Annotated in this window: 11 protein-coding genes; 2 read left to right on the forward strand and 9 right to left on the reverse strand. The window is 70.6% G+C overall.

What is annotated here, in order from left to right; translation table 11 throughout:
• Positions 1-119: 119 nt before the first annotated feature.
• From ACFYSH_RS04870 to ACFYSH_RS04885, 4 genes are all read right to left on the reverse strand, one after another.
• A complete protein-coding gene (locus ACFYSH_RS04870) occupies positions 120-2,573 on the reverse strand; it encodes a [protein-PII] uridylyltransferase (protein WP_359472882.1) in 2,454 nt (817 codons plus the stop codon).
• 32 nt (positions 2,574-2,605) lie between these two features.
• Positions 2,606-2,944 (reverse strand): P-II family nitrogen regulator, encoded by a 339-nt coding sequence (locus ACFYSH_RS04875; protein ID WP_359472884.1) that lies wholly within the window; start codon positions 2,942-2,944, stop codon positions 2,606-2,608.
• Complete coding sequence (locus tag ACFYSH_RS04880; RefSeq protein ID WP_388750918.1) at positions 2,941-4,293, reverse strand: ammonium transporter; 1,353 nt, start codon at positions 4,291-4,293, stop codon at positions 2,941-2,943. Before ACFYSH_RS04880 ends, ACFYSH_RS04875 begins: the two co-directional genes overlap by 4 nt.
• A gap of 338 nt (positions 4,294-4,631) precedes the next feature.
• Positions 4,632-6,107 carry a hypothetical protein gene (locus ACFYSH_RS04885; protein WP_359472887.1) on the reverse strand — a complete coding sequence of 492 codons (1,476 nt, stop codon included), beginning with the start codon at positions 6,105-6,107 and terminating at the stop codon, positions 4,632-4,634.
• 439 nt (positions 6,108-6,546) lie between these two features.
• On the opposite strand from ACFYSH_RS04885, the gene ACFYSH_RS04890 reads away from it, so the two are divergent.
• Positions 6,547-7,194, forward strand: coding sequence for a bifunctional DNA primase/polymerase (locus ACFYSH_RS04890; protein WP_359472889.1), 648 nt, complete (start codon positions 6,547-6,549; stop codon positions 7,192-7,194).
• Positions 7,195-7,260: 66 nt separating this feature from the next.
• On the opposite strand, the gene ftsY is transcribed toward ACFYSH_RS04890, so the two are convergent.
• Entirely contained in the window at positions 7,261-8,466 is a 1,206-nt protein-coding gene (gene ftsY / locus ACFYSH_RS04895; RefSeq protein ID WP_359472891.1) for a signal recognition particle-docking protein FtsY, read from the reverse strand.
• Between the two features lie 110 nt (positions 8,467-8,576).
• Here ftsY and ACFYSH_RS04900 point away from each other — a divergent pair, with 110 nt between their 5' ends.
• A complete protein-coding gene (locus ACFYSH_RS04900) occupies positions 8,577-9,968 on the forward strand; it encodes a cytosine permease (protein ID WP_359472893.1) in 1,392 nt (463 codons plus the stop codon).
• 97 nt (positions 9,969-10,065) lie between these two features.
• Here ACFYSH_RS04900 and ACFYSH_RS04905 read toward each other — a convergent pair whose 3' ends face one another.
• The 4 genes from ACFYSH_RS04905 to ACFYSH_RS04920 form a co-directional block, all read right to left on the reverse strand.
• On the reverse strand, positions 10,066-11,484 hold the full coding sequence (locus ACFYSH_RS04905; protein ID WP_359472895.1) for a sugar porter family MFS transporter: 1,419 nt from the start codon (positions 11,482-11,484) through the stop codon (positions 10,066-10,068).
• A 253-nt stretch (positions 11,485-11,737) separates the two neighbouring features.
• The gene (locus tag ACFYSH_RS04910; RefSeq protein ID WP_388750921.1) at positions 11,738-15,424 is read right to left on the reverse strand and encodes an AAA family ATPase; all 3,687 of its coding nucleotides are present in this window, start codon (positions 15,422-15,424) and stop codon (positions 11,738-11,740) included.
• Between the two features lie 315 nt (positions 15,425-15,739).
• Positions 15,740-15,952: a hypothetical protein gene (locus ACFYSH_RS04915; protein ID WP_033304037.1), complete on the reverse strand. Its 213-nt coding sequence runs from the start codon at positions 15,950-15,952 to the stop codon at positions 15,740-15,742.
• 435 nt (positions 15,953-16,387) lie between these two features.
• A complete protein-coding gene (locus ACFYSH_RS04920) occupies positions 16,388-16,669 on the reverse strand; it encodes an acylphosphatase (RefSeq protein WP_359472900.1) in 282 nt (93 codons plus the stop codon).
• Between the last annotated feature and the right edge of the window lie 116 nt (positions 16,670-16,785).

Genomic DNA, 16,785 nt, shown 5'->3' on the forward strand with positions numbered 1-16,785 from the left:
CGCTCGTCGGTCCTCAGGGTCGGGGGCGGGGCAGGTCAGTCGCCCTCCAGGGTATCCGGACCCCGGGGAACGCAAAGCCCACGCCCGTTCCTCGTGACGAACGGGCCGGGGCCGGCAGGTCAGCCGAGCTCCTTCTCGACCTCCCTGGCCACCTCCGCGGCACGTTCCGGCAGCAGCGGCTCACCGTCGCCGTCCGTGACGTAGAAGGCGTCCACGGCGTTCGCTCCGAGCGTGGAGACATGGGCGCTCCGCACCCGTACCGCGGTCTGTTCCAGCGCCCGGCCGATCCGGTGCAGCAGCCCCGGGGCGTCCTGGGCGCGGACCTCGATCACCGTGGCCAGGCGTGAGCCCGCTGGCGCCACGGAGACCCTGGGCGGCGGAGCCTTGACTCCGCGCCGCCGCGGGTAGGCCGCCTCGCGCTCGGCGAGTCTGGCCCGGATGTCCAGGGAGCCGTCCAGTGCGCGTACGAGGTCGGCACGCAGCCGGGCGGACTGGGGGAGGGAGCCGTACTCGGCCGCGACCCGCCAGCTGAGTACCAGCAGACCGGCCGGGTCGCCCAGCTCGGTGGGGAGCTCGACGGCGCGCAGGTCGGCGGCGCGCACGGTGAGGCGGTGCAGGGCGAGGACTCCGGCCACCGCGGGCAGGACGCCGGGGCGGTCGGGCAGCGCGATGAGCAGTTCGACGCCGACGGGTTCGGGTGCGCCGTCCTCGGAGGCGGGTTCGGGCCGGGTCCGCAGGGAGAGGACGGGCTCGCCGGTGCGCAGGGCCTCGACGGCGAGGCGTTCCTGCTCGGCGCTCGGGGCGAGCGGCTCGGGTTCGGGGGGTTCCTCGCCTGCCAGGAGGGCGGCGACGCGTCCGACCAGGTCGGTGACGAGGGAGGCCCGCCAGGAGCTCCACGCGGCGGGGCCGGTCGCCAGTGCGTCGGCTTCGGTGAGCGCGTGCAGCAGTTCCAGGGTGGACGCGCTGCCCACGGCCGTGGCGACGGAGCGGACGGTCGCGGGATCGTCGAGGTCACGCCGGGTTGCGGTCTCGATGAGCAGCAGATGGTGGCGTACGAGCGTGGCCACGACACCCACGTCCTGCTTGTCGAAGCCGATACGGGTGGCCATGTCGCGGGCGATGACCTCGCCTGCGACGGAATGGTCCCCGGGCCAGCCCTTGCCGATGTCGTGGAGCAGCGCGGCGATCAGGAGGAGATCGGGGCGGCCGACACGGCGGGTGAGGTGGGAGGCGCGGACGGCCGTTTCGACGAGGTGCCGGTCGACGGTCCACGTGTGGACGGGGTTGCGCTGCGGCCGGCAGTGGACCCGCTCCCAGTCGGGCAGCAGCCGGGTGACGATGCCTTCCGCCTCGAGGGCTTCCCAGACCTCCACGGCGGACTCGCCGGCGCCGAGCAGGGTGATGAGCTCCTCACGGGCCTGGGCCGGCCACGGCACGGGCAGTGGCTGGACCGCGGTGCTCAGATGGCGTACGAGGTGACGGGAGAGCGGCAGTCCTGCCTCGGCCGCCGCCGCGGCGGCCCTGAGGGTGAGCACGGGGTCGCGTTCGGGGCGGGCGGTGCGCGCGAGGACCACTTCGCCGTCGGCCTCGACGACGCCCTCGGCGAGCGGGGTGCGTTCCGGCGCGGCCTTGGCGCCGCCGCCGAGGAACGCTCGCAGCCGGGGGCGTACGGAGCGGGCCCGCAGGACGCGGTTGACCTCGCGCCAGGTGACGTCGGTGGCGTACGAGACGGTGCGGGCGGCCTCGTACACCTGGCGCAGCAGGGCGTCGGCGTCGAGGAGCCCGAGGGCTTCGGCGACCTGGTCCTGCTCCTGGAGGGCGAGGCGGTCGGTGGCCCGTCCGGTGGTGAGGTGGAGGGCGTCGCGGGCGTCGAGGAGCGTGCGCCGGGCCTCGGCCAGCCCTTCGCGGGGGGCGTCGGCGACCCAGGAGGCGGCGACGGCGCGCAGGGCGGTCGCGTCCCGGAGGCCGCCGCGGGCCTCCTTGAGATCGGGCTCCAGGAGGAACTGGAGCTCGCCCATGCGTTCGGCCCGCTCGCGGCACAGCTCGTGGAGGGCCGGAAGGCGCTTGGGGGCCTGGTTGCGCCAGTCGGCGAGGATCGCGGTCCGCAGTCCGGCGACCAGGCCGAGGTCCCCGGCGACGGGGCGCGCGTCGAGCAGTCCGAGCTGGACCTTGAGGTCCTCCCCTGCGGTCCTGCTCGCCTCACCGGGGGTGCGCACGGAGTGGTCGAGGGCGAGGCCGAGGTCCCAGACGGGGTACCAGACACCGTCGGCGAGGGCGGCGACGGCTCCCGCGTCGGCGGTGCCGTCGTGCAGGAGCAGGAGGTCGAGGTCGCTGCGGGGAGAGAGCTCACCCCGCCCGTATCCGCCGACCGCGACGAGAGCGGCGCCGCGGACGCCCGCCTGTTCGGCGGCCGCGGTGAACAGCCCGTCGAGCCAGTCGTCGGTGAGCCTGGCCAGCGCGGCACGGCGCGGCGGCCCGGACCGCGCCTCCTCCTGGAGAAGGCGCAGCCGGGCCGCCGCATAGCCGCTGGGTCCCGATTCCTCGGAACCGGTGGTCACTTCGGTGCTCGTCACCCAGCTGCCTTTCCGTTCACAGGAACCGTCGGTCAGAGTGCGTCCGGGCCGCGTTCCCCGGTCCGTACGCGGATCGCGGTCTCGACCGGGACGCTCCACACCTTGCCGTCACCGATCTTCCCCGTCCGGGCGGCCTTGACGACCACGTCGATGAGCTGTTCGGCGTCCTCGTCCTCGACCAGGACCTCGATGCGGATCTTCGGTACGAGGTCGACGGTGTACTCGGCGCCCCGGTAGACCTCGGTGTGTCCGCGCTGCCGCCCGTAACCGCTGGCTTCCGTGACCGTGAGGCCCTGGACGCCGAAGGACTGCAGGGCCTCCTTGATCTCGTCCAGCCTGTGCGGCTTCACGACTGCGGTGATGAGCTTCATGCGTCCACCTTCTTGTTCGTCGGGGCTGCCCCGGTGCCGGGGGCCGGAGCCGTGGTGCGCGGGGCGGCGCCACCGCCGGCGCCGCTGAAGTCGTACGCCGTCTCGGCGTGTTCGACCTGGTCGATGCCGGCGACCTCGTCGTCCTCGCTGACCCGCATCCCGATCGTCCTGTCCAGGATGAGGGCGAGGACCGCGGAGACGACCAGAGAGTATGCGAGGACCGCGAAGACGCCGACGGCCTGCTTGCCGAGCTGGTCGAGTCCGCCGCCGTAGAAAAGGCCCTTGGCGTCGGACTGCACACCGCCGGTGGCGAAGAAGCCGACCAGGAGGGAGCCGAGGATGCCGCCGACGAGGTGGACGCCGACGACGTCCAGGGAGTCGTCGTAACCGAACTTGTACTTGAGGCCGACGGCCATGGCGCACAGGACACCGGCGATGACGCCGATCGCGATGGCGCCGAGCGGGCTGACCGCGCCGCCCGCGGGAGTGATCGCGACGAGGCCCGCGACGGCTCCGGAGGCTGCGCCCAGGGTCGTGAAGGAGCCGTGGCGGATCTTCTCGTAGGCGAGCCAGCCGAGGACCGCCGCACCCGTGGCGACCTGCGTGTTGACGAACATGACGGCACCGACACCGTCGTCGTTGCCGAGCCACGAGCCGGCGTTGAAGCCGAACCAGCCGAACCACAGGAGGGCGGCACCGAGCATCACGAGCGGCAGGCTGTGCGGCCGCATCGGGTCCTTCTTGAAGCCGACCCTCTTGCCGATGACGAGGATCACGCCGAGGGCGGCGGCGCCGGCGTTGATGTGGACGGCCGTACCACCGGCGAAGTCGATGACACCGAGCTCGAAGAGCCAGCCGCCGGCGCCCCAGACCCAGTGCGCGACCGGGAAGTAGACGACGGTGACCCACAGGGTGATGAACAGGGCCCAGGAGGTGAACTTGACGCGGTCGGCGAGGGCGCCGCTGATGAGGGCCGGGGTGAGCACGGCGAACATCAGCTGGAAGACGGCGAAGACGTATACCGGGATGGTGTAGCCGTCCCAGAGTTCGGTGACACCGATCCCGCTGAGGCCGACGAAGTCCGAGCTCCAGCCGATGACGGAGCCGATGTCGGTGCCGAAGGCGAGGCTGAATCCGTAGAGCACCCACAGGACCGTGACGATCCCGAGGCTGATGAAGCTCATCATCAGCATGTTCAGGGTGCTCTTGACGCGGACCATGCCTCCGTAGAAGAAGGCCAGACCCGGGGTCATGAGCATCACCAGCGCGGAGCAGATGAGCATGAACCCTGTGTTGGCGGCAGACAGCTGCGGGGCGTCTGCGGCAAGCGTCGTGATGCCTGGGGGCATCGGCGTCTCCTCGTCGTCGGTGCGGCCACGTGCGGGGGTGCGGGACCACGGTGAAAAGGTGCGGGCCGGTTATGCGCCATGAGATTCGCGCAGCGCGGTTTCCACGAATGCCGCACGGTGTTTCACCGCAGTGACGAAGGAGCTCCACGTGTTACGTACCGATGAACCGGGAGTGTCGGACCCGGTGCGCTGCCTACCATGCTGCCCGCTCCGCATACGGTGCGGTTGGAACGCCCGCAGACGTGAACCGGCCACGACGGCGACCCGCTGACCTGGCAATGGGGGAGCCGAGTCGGGTGGTACGGGGCGGCCGTCGTGGCCGGTGGCGAGGGACCCGGTCAGACCGCTTCGGCGGTCTCCGGGAGCTGCTCGGTGAGCAGGTCGGTGAGCCGGGCGACCTCGGGAACATCCCCGAAGTCCCTGGCAGCGGTGTCGACGGTCTTGCGGAGCCTGGTGTTGACGCGCTCCGACCTGACCTTCTTCGCGACCCTCAGGGCCTTGGTGGCGAGGACGGTCGACTCCTCCGGCTCGCGCTTGAGGAGGTGCACGGTGGCCATGCCGATCAGATTGAGCGCGTAGGACCTCTGGTGTTCGTCGTCCTCGCCGAACAGCTCGACGGCACGGGCCATGACGGGCTCGGCGAGAGAGGCGTAGCTGGGGCTGCGGCCGGCGACGTAGGCCAGGTCACGGTAGGAGTGGGCGTTCTCGCCGTGCAGTTCGGCGGCGGAGAAGAAGCGGATCCAGTCGGGCTCGGGCTCGTCGTCGAGGACGGCGTCGGCGAAGGTGTCCTCGGCCATCCGGACCGCTCGCTTGCACTTGCTGGGCTGACCCATGTTGGCGTAGGCGCGCGCCTCCATCGCATACAGCATGGCCTGGGTGCGCGCGGTGGCGCAGTCACGGCTGCCGTACTGGGCGAGGTGGATGAGTTCGAGTGCGTCGTCGGGCCGGCCGAGGTGGATCATCTGGCGGCTCATGCTGGAGAGGATGTACGAACCCAGTGGCTTGTCGCCGGCCTCCTTGGAGGCGTGCAGCGCCAGCACGAAGTACTTCTGGGCGGTCGGCTGGAGGCCCACGTCGTAGCTCATCCAGCCCGCGAGCTCGGCCAGTTCGGAGGCGCAGCGGAACAGACGTTTGGCGGTGGCCTCCGGCTGTGGCTCCTGGAGCAGGTCGGTGACCTCGTGGAGCTGGCCGACGACGGCCTTGCGGCGCAGCCCGCCGCCGCACTGGGCGTCCCACTGGCGGAACATCGCCGTGGTGGATTCCAGCAGGTCCAGCTCGGGGCCCGAGAGGCGCGAGGGCCGGCTCTCCGCGGTCGGCAGCTGCCGCTCCGGCTGCCCCTGGCGGGTGACGGGCACCAGCCAGCGCTGCATGGGTTCGATGAGGGTGGGGCCGGCGGCCAGGGCGAGGGAACTTCCGAGAAAGCCGCGCCGGGCCAGCATGAGATCGCTGCGGGAGAACTCGCTGAGCAGTGCGACGGTCTGCGGTCCCGCCCAGGGCAGGTCGACCCCGGACACCGAGGGTGCCTGGTGGGCGGTGCGCAGACCGAGGTCCTCGACGGAGACGACGGCGCCGAAGCGCTCGGAGAAGAGCTCCGAGAGGATGCGCGGGATCGGTTCCCGGGGCTGTTCGCCGTCGAGCCAGCGGCGGACCCGGGAGGTGTCGGTGCTGACGTGGTGGGCACCGAGCTGGCGTGCCCGCCGGTTCACCTGGCGGGCGAGCTCGCCCTTGGACCAGCCGCTTCGCACGAACCACGAACCGAGTTGCCCGTTGGGGCGCTTTCCGGCATGCGTCTCGCCTGCGCCGCTGCCACTCACTGGAACGCCCCCATCCCGCCGAAACCGTCGCGCGAACCTCTATCAGAATGCCGCGCCCCGGCGCTGTCCGTACGGGCGTTGCCCACCATGGAACGGATCAGCGGATTGCCCGAGGCATACTCAACTGCAGATGCAATTGCAGGTTCGAGCACCCACAGTAATCCTGCGATCACTGCTCCGGCGAGGGTCGTTGCGGAAACGCCACCATTCGCCACCCCTTCGGGTGAACCCGTTCGACACAGTCCGCGCTTCACTTGACGGGCCGTGATCGGCCACGGGCGCATCGAAGCGTTCAGGGGTGCGAGGCGCACAGCGCGCAACCCTGCCGCGCCACACCGTACGCCGGCGGCTCGGCAGCGCACGTCCGTCGAGAACCGAGAGCTGCGAACCGATGACTCCGGGTCGTAACCACCGGCGAGTCCGACCCGTTGGAGGAGGCATGGGCTTCACGATCGGCGGCATCCGGGAGATGAGGTCCGGCACGCGGCGCCAACGCCGTGCGGCCGGGGCGACCGAGGTGGCCGAGTACACCGGCCTCTGGGGCTGGGCGGTGGCCCCGGGCGCACGCGCCGCGGCGGGCGTCTGCTCGTGCGGTGACACCGCGTGCGCCGCCCCTGGCGCGCATCCGCTGGACTTCGCACCCGAGGTGCCGCCGGGCGCCACACTCGGCAGGGTCACGGATGCCTGGGCCGAGGTGCCGGGGGCCTCGCTCCTGCTTCCCGTGGGCCGGAGTTTCGACGTACTTGATGTAGCGGAGGCCGCAGGACGGCGCGCGCTGGTGAGGATGGAGCGCATGGGGCTGCCGCTGGGCCCGGTGGCGGTGACGCCGGCCGGCCGTACGCAGTTCTTCGTCGCCCCCGGGGCGGCCGCGGGTCTGCCCGGACTGCTCTACCGCATGGGCTGGGACGACGCGGACCTTGATCTGCGGGCCCTGGGCCGCGGCGCGTACGTCACCGCTCCCCCGTCGGACCTCGGCGGTCTCGGCCCGGTCCGCTGGCTGCGTCCGCCTGCGCCGGACACGGCCTCCGCTCCCCCACAGGCCAGGCTGCTGCTGGGCACCCTCGCCTACATATGCCACCGCTGCTGAACGCCGGAGGGCGGTGAGACCCTCTCGGGTCCACCGCCCTTCACACGTCCGCCCGGGGTACGCCGGTCAGTCGCCGATCAGCGCGTCGACGAAGGCGCCCGGCTCGAACGGCGCCAGGTCGTCCGGCCCCTCACCGAGACCGATGAGCTTCACGGGGACACCCAGCTCGCGCTGGACCGCGATGACGATGCCGCCCTTGGCCGTGCCGTCGAGCTTGGTCAGGACGATGCCGGTGATGTCGACCACCTCGGCGAAGACACGCGCCTGGACGAGGCCGTTCTGCCCGGTGGTGGCGTCGAGGACGAGCAAAATCTCGTCCAGCGGCCCGTGCTTCTCGACGACCCGCTTGACCTTGCCGAGCTCGTCCATCAGACCGGTCTTGGTGTGCAGGCGGCCCGCGGTGTCGATGAGCACCACGTCGGCGCCCTCGGCGATGCCTTCCTTCACCGCGTCGAAGGCGATCGACGCCGGGTCGCCGCCCTCGGGGCCTCGCACCGTACGGGCGCCGACGCGCTCGCCCCACGTCTGGAGCTGATCGGCGGCGGCGGCCCGGAAGGTGTCGGCGGCGCCGAGCACGACGCTGCGGCCGTCGGCGACGAGCACCCGGGCGAGCTTGCCCGTCGTGGTCGTCTTGCCGGTGCCGTTGACCCCGACGACCATCACGACGCCGGGCGTCGCTTCGCCGCCCTCCGTCTTCACGGCGCGGTCGAGGTCGGGGCCGAGCAGGGTGACGAGCTCCTCGCGCAGCAGGGTGCGCAGCTCGTCGGGCGTACGGGTGCCGAGGACACGGACCCGCTCACGGAGCCGCTCCACCAGCTCCTGCGTGGGAGCGACGCCGACGTCGGCGGTGAGGAGGGTGTCCTCGATCTCCTCCCAGGTGTCCTCGTCGAGGTTGTCGCGCGACAGGAGCGCGAGCAGCCCCTTGCCCAGGGAGTTCTGCGAACGGGCCAGCCGGGCGCGGAGTCGCACCAGACGGCCGGCGGTGGGTTCGGGGACTTCGAGCTCGGGGGCTTCCGGCTCGACGACGACCGGGGTCTCCTCGACGGGAGTCCCGGCGCCGGGAAGACCGACCTCCTCGGTGGGGCGCCGCGCTTCGTCGCGCGGCGTCTCGGCTTCCTCGCCGACACGGGGCTCGGCGGGCGGAGTGATGGTCGGCGTGCTCGACGGTGCCGAGGGCGGCAGCTGCTTCTTCTTGCGGCTGCTGACCACGAGCCCGCTGATCAGGCCGACCGCGACCAGGGCGATGACTACAGCAAGGATGACGATTTCCATAACGCGTCCAGTATCGGCCACGACCGTGGTCCGGCGCGGTTACGGAGGACCACGGGCTCCGACGACAGAGGCGGTATGCCACGTTTGGGGGTAAAGGTACGCTGCTGCCCGTGGAGAACCGCGGCTTGGATCCCGTCCCCGACGACGAACGCACCGGCCGGGTCCGCGCTCTCCTCCCGACCTGGGTGACGGCCAACATGACGGTGCTGCTGCTGACCGTGGGCGCCGGGCTCACCGTCTTCAACGGGCTGAATTTCTGGCAGGTGCTGGCCGTGGCGGTCACGGCCCCCGTGCTGTCGTTCGGGCTGGTCGGCCTGGTGTCGATCGCGGGCAAACGCGGCGGCGCACCAGGTATGGCATTGTCCCGGGCCGTTTTCGGACAGCGCGGCAATCTCTTCCCCGGCGCCCTGCTGTGGGTGGCCCGCTGGGGCTGGGAGACCGTGAACGCGGTCACCGGCTCCTACGCACTGCTGGCGGTGCTCGCTCTGCTGTTCGATGTGCGCGCGACCCACACACTGACCCTGATGACCCTGACGGCCTTCGTCATCGCGAGCTTCCTCGTGTCCGGTCTCGGGATCCGGGCCCTGCGGATCTGCTCCCGGGTCGCCGCCTGGCTCTTCGGCGGCGCGAGTCTCCTCGTCCTGGTCCACGTGATCGGCTCGGCCCCGTGGCGGACCGTCCTGGAACGGCCGCCGGGTCCGGCGGCGATGATGACCGCGGGGATCGGGACACTGGCCGCCGGTGGCATCAGCTGGGTTCCCTCGGCGCCGGACTTCGCCCGCTACCTGCCGCGCTCCGCGTCCGGCCCGGCTATGGTCGGCGCGGCCGTGGGCGGGGCCCTGGTCACGGCCACGCCGATGGTGCTGATGGGCGCGGTGATGGCCGTGAGCTCACCGCACCTGGCGGTCACGAAGGACCCCGTGGCATTCATCGGCGAGCTGCTGCCGAAGGCGATCTCCGTGCCGTATCTCCTGGCGGCCGTCGTCGGCATGGTGCTGATCAACGCGATGTCGATGTACTCCGCCGGCTTCACCACGCAGACGCTCGGGTTCACGGTCCCCCGCGCCTGGGCCGTGGGGGTGAACGCGATGATCAGCCTGCTGGTCGGCGGAACGCTGATGATGGTGGCGACGAGTTTCATCGCCCCCTTCCTCTCGTTCCTGACCCTGCTCGGCGTGACCTTCTCCGCCTGGATCGGGGTCTTCGGCGTGGATCTTCTGCGAGGCCGTACGTACGCCTGCGCGGCCCTCATGGACACCACGTCCGCCAGCGGCTACTGGTACACCGCCGGGTTCAGCCGGCCGGCCATGGGCGCTTGGGGAGCGGCGCTCGTGGCGGGGCTGCTGTGCACCGACGTGGGGTGGTTCACCGGCCCGCTCGCCGCCACCTGGGTCGGACGTCACGGGCTGGGCTGGGCCCTCACGATCCTTGTGGCCGCAGGGGTGTACGCGGCGCTGCCACGGCCGACGGCCGGCCGGGACGGCGCCCCGGCCGGACCCTGACGCCCCGTCGGCGGGCCGGAGGCGGCGCGGCAGAACGCTGCCCCGGGCCGGCATGGGCCGGACCGGGGCAGCGGGTCGAGGAGAGGGGCAGCGGGGATCAGCCCATCTCCTCCAGCGCCTTGCCCTTGGTCTCCTTCACGAACTTGAGCACGAAGGGGATCGAGAGCACGGCGAAGCAGGTGTAGATGATGTAGGTGCCCGACAGGTTCCAGTCGGCCAGGCTGGGGAAGCTGGCGGTGATCGCCCAGTTGGCGATCCACTGCGCGGAGGCTGCGACGCCGAGCGCGGCGGCGCGGATCCGGTTCGGGAACATCTCGCCGAGGAAGACCCAGACCACGACACCCCACGACAGGGCGAAGAAGAGCACGAAGACGTGGGCCGCCACCAAGGCGACGACGCCCTGGGTGTTGGGCAGCTTGCCGTCCACCAGGTCCGCGGAGAAGGCCCAGGCCTCGAATGCCAGGGCGATGGCCATACCGGCGGATCCGACGAGGGCGAGCGGCCTCCTGCCGACCCGGTCCACCAGGATCATGGCGATCACGGTGCCGATGATGTTGATGATCGACGTGGTGAACGAGTAGAAGAACGAGCCGGACGGGTCGATGCCGACGGACTGCCAGAGCGTCGCCGAGTAGTAGAAGGCGACGTTGATGCCGACGAGCTGCTGGAAGACCGACAGACCGATACCGACCCAGACGATCGGCAGGAAGCCGAAGCGGCTTCCGAGCAGGTCGCTGAACGTGGACTTGTGCTCCCGGCGCATGGCCGTCTCGATCTCGTTCACACGTGCGTCGAGGTCGACGTTCTTGCCCTCGACCTCTTCGAGGATCTTCCGGGCCCGGTCCTTCTTTCCGACGGAGATCAGGAAGCGCGGCGACTCGGGGATCGCGAAGGACAGGAGCCCGTAGAGGATCGCCGGGACGACCATCACGCCGAGCATCCACTGCCAGGCCTCGAGGCCGCCGATCTTGCCGCGCTGGTCGCCGTCGGCGAGCTGGAGGATGCCGTAGTTGACCAGCTGCGAGATGGCGATACCGATGACGATGGCGGCCTGCTGGAAGGAGCCGAGACGGCCGCGGTAGGCAGGCGGCGAGACCTCGGCGATGTAGGCGGGGCCGATGACGGAGGCCATGCCGATCGCGAAGCCTCCGATGACGCGCCACATCGCCAGGTCCCAGAGGGCGAACGGCAGCGCGGAACCGACGGCGCTGATGGTGAAGAGCACCGCGGCGATCTGCATGCAGCGGATACGGCCGATCCGGTCGGCGATGCGTCCCGCCGTGGCCGCACCGATGGCACAGCCGATCAGGGCGATGGCGATGACCTGTGCCAGCGTTCCCGACCCGATGTCGTAGCGGTGCCGGATGGCCTCGACGGCGCCGTTGATCACGGAGCTGTCGTAGCCGAACAGGAAGCCGCCCATCGCTGCGGCTGCGGTGATGAAGATGACATGGCCGAGATGGTCCGGATGGGCCTCCCGGGCTCCGGACTCCGGTCCGCGCGCTGTGCTGGTCACATGAACTCCTGGTACCTGGCCGCAACGTCAGGTGTGGGGGGTGAGCCCTCCTAGTGGCGCACAACTTATGGTCGACCACCACTTGAAGGTAAAAACAACATTGCTGAGGTTATGCGTTCAAGTCTCGAAGTCAAGATGCGGGTTCGACTCCAATGGCCCCTCACAAGTACCCAGGAACACCCAAAAGGTGCGTTGAAGCCTTGAAGATTGTGTGGAGAGGGCGTGATGGCTCGTCAGGCGCTGCACGCAGGACTCAGCGGAGTCGCTGGCTGATCACCTTGGAGACCCCGTCACCCTGCATCGAGACGCCGTACAGCGCGTCGGCGACCTCCATGGTCCGCTTCTGGTGGGTGATCACGATGAGCTGGGAGCTCTCCTGGAGCTCCTCCATGAGCCGGATCAGACGCTGCAGATTGGTGTCGTCGAGCGCCGCCTCGACCTCGTCCATGACGTAGAACGGGCTCGGCCGGGCCTTGAAGATGGAGACCAGCAGGGCAACGGCCGTCAGGGATCGCTCACCGCCGGACAGCAGCGAGAGCCGCTTGACCTTCTTGCCCGGCGGGCGTGCCTCCACGTCGAGACCGGTCGTCAGCATGTTGTCGGGATCGGTGAGGACCAAGCGGCCCTCGCCGCCCGGGAAGAGCCGTGAGAAGACGCCCTCGAACTCACGCGCCGTGTCCCGGAAGGCCTCCGTGAACACCTGCTCGACCCGTTCGTCGACCTCCTTGATCACCTGCATCAGATCGGCCCGGGTCTTCTTCAGGTCCTCGAGCTGCTCGGAGAGGAACTTGTGCCGTTCCTCCAGCGCAGAGAACTCCTCGAGTGCGAGAGGATTCACCTTCCCGAGTTGCTGATAGGCCCGTTCGGCCGCCTTCAGCCGCTTCTCCTGCTCGGCCCTGACGAACGGCTTCGGCTGGTTGCGCGGGTGTCCCGGATCCGCCGGAAGCTCCTCGCCTTCGGCGGCGGGGGACGGCGGCACCGGCTGTTGCGGTCCGTACTCGTCTGCCAGACCGGCCGGCTCGACGCCGAACTCCTCCAGCGCCTTGGCCTCCACCTGTTCCATGCGCAAACGCTTCTCGGCCCCGAGCACCTCACCCCGGTGCACCGAATCGGTGAGCCGGTCCAGCTCGCTCTTGAGGTCACGGCCCCGGCCGCGCTCGGCCGTCAGCTCCCGCTCGCGCTCGGCCTTCGCGGCCTCGGCCCTGGTGCGTTCCTCGTCCGCCCGTACGACCGAGACCTCGACGTGGGCGAGCAGCTGCCGGGCGCCCGACGCCACGGCGGTGGCCACGGCGGCCTCGTGGCGCAGCCGGGCGCGGCGCTGCTCGGCGCGGGTGCGCGCCTCCCGCTCGGCACGGGCTCCGCGGTCCAGCGCGTCGGCCCGCCCGGCCAGCGCCTTGACCCGTTCCTCATGCGTACGGGCCTGCAGTCTGGCCTCCATCTCGGTCTGACGTGCGTTGGCGCCGTCGGCGGCGAGCCGGTCCCGTACGGAGGTGTCGGGCTCCTCCTCCATCGGGGTCTCCTCGGCGACCAGCAGCCGTTCCGCCAGCTCCTCGGCCTCCTCGGTGGCGCGCTCCAGCGCCTCCTGCGCCCGGGCGGCGGACGCGGTCGTCCGCTCGGCCTCCCCGGCGGCGCCACGGGCCTGCCCTGCCAGCCGGCCGAGCTGCTGCGCCACCCCGGACTTCTTCCGCTCGGCGGCCCGACGGCGCTCCCCCAGCTCCTCCACCCGGGCGGCGCCGTCGGCGCGCCGTGCGGCCGCGGCGCGCTGGACCGAGGCGAGTTCCTCACAGCGGACGGCGAGCTCGGCCAGTTCCGCGGCGGCCTCGTCGACGGATGCCTGGACCTCCAGAAGGCTGGGCGCCCCGGCGGATCCACCGTGCGCGAAGTGGGCCCCCAGCACGTCTCCCTCGGCGGTGACGGCGGTCAGCCCCGGGTGGGCGGTGACCAGCTCCTCGGCGTCATCCAGAGTGCCGACGACGACCATGTCGCGTACCAGCCGCCGTACGACCGCGAGCAGCTCGGCGGGCCCCTGCAGCAGGCCGGCGACGGCGGGCGCTGCACATTCCCCCGCAGGGCCTGCGGGAGCCACGCCGGAGACACCGGTGTCCGTGACCGCCGTCGAGCGGTGGTCCGCCTCCGGCGCCCGCACCGGCCCCTGATGGGCGCCGACGGACGCCGGCAGCCGCTCCAGGGACTGTCCCTGAGCGGGAACCACCCCCGCCCGCGCCCCGCCCGGTACCAGCGCGGCACGCCCCGCGTCCTGCTTGCGCAGCAGACGGATCGCGTCCGCAGCCGTGGCCGGATCGGTCACCGCGACGGCATCGGCGGCCACGCCCAGTGCGGCGGCCACCGCGGTCTCGTGTCCCGGGGCCACCGTGATCAGCTCCGCGACCGGCCCGAGCAGCCCGGCGAGTCTGTCCCCGGCGCCGAGCAGCGCCCCGGTGCCGTCCTTGCGCCGAAGCCCCAGTGACAGTGCCTCGTGCCGTGCGGACACCGCCGCGCGGCTGCGTTCCGCCGCGGTGAGCGCATCGCGCGCCGCGCCCAGGGCCGCTTCCGCCCCGGCGAGGTTCTGTTTGGCGGCCTCGTGCTGCTCCGCCAGCTCCGCGTCGCCCGCGTCCAGACCCTCGACCTCGGTCTTGAGCCGCTCGTACTCCTCCTGGGCCGCGACCGCCCGGTCCTGTGCCTCGTCCCGCGAGGCGGCCAGCCGGTCGATCTCGGCCTGCGCCGAACCGGCGCGGCTGCGGGCGGCGTTGACCTGTCCGTTGAGCCGGGCCAGCCCTTCTCGCCGGTCGGCGACGGCCCGGGCCGCGTCCCGGAGTCTGCGCTCCTCCGAGACCAGCTCCCGTTCCAGTTCGGCCCGGTGGGCGGTGGTGTCCTCCAGAGCGTGCTCCGCCGCTTCGAGTGCCGCCTCCAGCTCCGCCTCCTGCTCGCGGATCCGGGCGGCCTCACGCTCCATGTCCTCCGGGTCACGCCCGCGCCGCTCCTCCTCCGGAGCGGCGGTGACGCTCTTCACCCGGGCGTCGGCGAGCGAGATGGTGCCCCGCACACGCTCGGCCAGCTGCGAGAGTTCGTACCAGGTCTGCTGGGCCCGTTGCAGCCGGGGCGCCAGCCGGCGTACCTCGTCCTCCAGGTCCGCCTCACGGGCGAGAGCCGCCTTCAGCTCGGCCTCCGCCCCTTCCCTGCGCCGCTTGAGGGCGGCCTCGTCGGCGATCTCCTCGCGCAGCGCTGCCCGCAGCCGCACCAGGTCGTCGGCGAGGAGCCGCAGCCGGGCATCCCGCAGGTCGGCCTGGATGACAGCGGCCCGGCGGGCCACGGCGGCCTGCCGGCCCAGCGGTTTGAGCTGGCGCCGTAGTTCGTCGGTGAGATCCTGGACACGGGCGAGGTTGGCGCCCATCGCCTCCAGCTTCCGCAGCGCCTTCTCCTTGCGCTTACGGTGCTTGAGCACTCCCGCCGCCTCTTCGATGAAGGCGCGGCGCCCCGTGGGGTCGGCGTGCAGGACCGAGTCCAGTCGGCCCTGGCCGACGATGACATGCATCTCGCGGCCGATACCGGAGTCCGAGAGGAGTTCCTGGATGTCGAGCAGCCGGCAGGTGTCGCCATTGATCTGGTATTCACTGCCGCCGTTGCGGAACATGATCCGGGTGATCGTCACCTCGGCGTACTCGATGGGCAGCGCGCCATCGGAATTGTCGATGGTCAGCGAGACTTCCGCACGTCCCAGCGGCGGCCTCCCCGTGGTGCCGGCGAAGATCACGTCTTCCATCTTGCCGCCGCGCAGGGATTTGGCCCCCTGCTCGCCCATGACCCAGGAGAGCGCGTCCACCACATTCGATTTACCGGAACCGTTGGGACCGACGACACAGGTGATCCCCGGTTCGAACCGCAGGGTCGTGGCGGAGGCGAACGATTTGAAACCACGGAGGGTCAGGGCCTTGAGGTGCACGCCGCCGGACTCTACCTTTCACTCTCGGTTTCGCTGATGAAGGTGCAGGGCACATCAGACGGTAGGCGAAGAGCGATAGGCCGGGGCGCATCTGCGCTGGGGGAGAAAGAAAAAAAGGGACGCCGGAGCGTCCCTGGTAAATCCTGCACGATGCTGCTGTGCAGTCATCCGAACACAGCCCTGCTCGACGGATCGCGAACGTACCGGATCACGAGCAATCCTCGGTGTTCCGGACGACGATCCGTGACGAAGGCTTCGATGATTGATCCCGAGCGGCTGGCGTACGGCCCGACCGGCCCCGGCAGGGCCATGGGGTCAGGTCAGCGCGGGCTCCGCCTGGGGTACGTCGATGTCGATGCTGTCGAGCAGCGACTCCTGGTGCTGAGCGGCGGCGTTGAGCGCGTCGTTCTCGTCCTGGATCCGTACGAGTTCGGATTCCAGGTCCTGGACGCGCTTTTGGAGCCGTCGCATCTCGGCGAGGAGTCGCGGATCGGAACCGCCGACGTAACCGAGAAGCGCCTTTGCCATGATGAAAGGTCCTCCACACTGAGTGACCGACCGATGCGGTGTGGGTCGTGAGGGAATCGCACCCGCGGTGCTCGACAGTGCTCTGTATTCACTGCTGTTCTGCTGTCACCAGCTCCGTCGAACAGCTAAGGTGCGCGGGGTTTTCAGCGTCTCACCAAAAAGTTTGACGGTCAACACGATCACACGCCACGGAGCCGGGTGTCCCGGGGGCGCGCGGCTTGACGATCACGCGGCGCGACTCTCCTACGGGTCCCGAAGGGTGTGGGGATCTTCGTCAATGCCGCAGCCTGGCACGGCGTGCGCTCCTTGGCAACCATGTCCCTGCGCCGGCTTACTCCGCAGGTCATTTCGGGTGCGGGGCCATCGCCCCCCTCCCGGTCACCGCGCGCCGCACCTCGCACACGCGGCGGATCCGGTTCCCTTTCCGCGGTGGGGTCAGCGGATGGCGAATCCCTCATATCCACCGCGAGGCGTGTCCCAGATCTCAGTGACGCCGTCCACGCGGCCGGGTGTGTCGGCGGAGCCGAGCCAGTCGAGCAGGCGGTGGCAATTCTCACGCGGCCCTTCGGCCACCACTTGCACCCGGCCGTCGTCGAGATTGAGGGCGAAGCCGGTGATGTTTCCGATCTCCAAGGCATTTTCCCTGGTGAACCAGCGGAACCCTACTTGTTGTACTCGACCGCGTACCCATACGACGAGTCGTGCGTCTTCGTTCATGCCCGAACGCTAACCGGCCAATTGGTCAAGGAGCACGCCGCCCCAATCCGCCATGGCGTAGGGTCCCCTCGCAATAGCCTCACCCGAACGGGTGAGTTTGATCTTGAATGCGGTGA

Origin of the sequence: Streptomyces sp. NPDC005791 (assembly GCF_042871485.1) — a bacterium.
Taxonomy (GTDB): domain Bacteria; phylum Actinomycetota; class Actinomycetes; order Streptomycetales; family Streptomycetaceae; genus Streptomyces.

What these genes read in the sequence shown, in the direction of transcription:
- ACFYSH_RS04875 (WP_359472884.1), bottom strand. Translation starts at nt 2,944, where the DNA reads ATGAAGCTCATCACCGCAGTCGTGAAGCCGCACAGGCTGGACGAGATC.
- ACFYSH_RS04880 (WP_388750918.1), bottom strand. Translation starts at nt 4,293, where the DNA reads ATGCCCCCAGGCATCACGACGCTTGCCGCAGACGCCCCGCAGCTGTCT.
- ACFYSH_RS04890 (WP_359472889.1), top strand. Translation starts at nt 6,547, where the DNA reads ATGGGCTTCACGATCGGCGGCATCCGGGAGATGAGGTCCGGCACGCGG.
- ftsY (WP_359472891.1), bottom strand. Translation starts at nt 8,466, where the DNA reads ATGGAAATCGTCATCCTTGCTGTAGTCATCGCCCTGGTCGCGGTCGGC.
- ACFYSH_RS04915 (WP_033304037.1), bottom strand. Translation starts at nt 15,952, where the DNA reads ATGGCAAAGGCGCTTCTCGGTTACGTCGGCGGTTCCGATCCGCGACTC.
- ACFYSH_RS04920 (WP_359472900.1), bottom strand. Translation starts at nt 16,669, where the DNA reads ATGAACGAAGACGCACGACTCGTCGTATGGGTACGCGGTCGAGTACAA.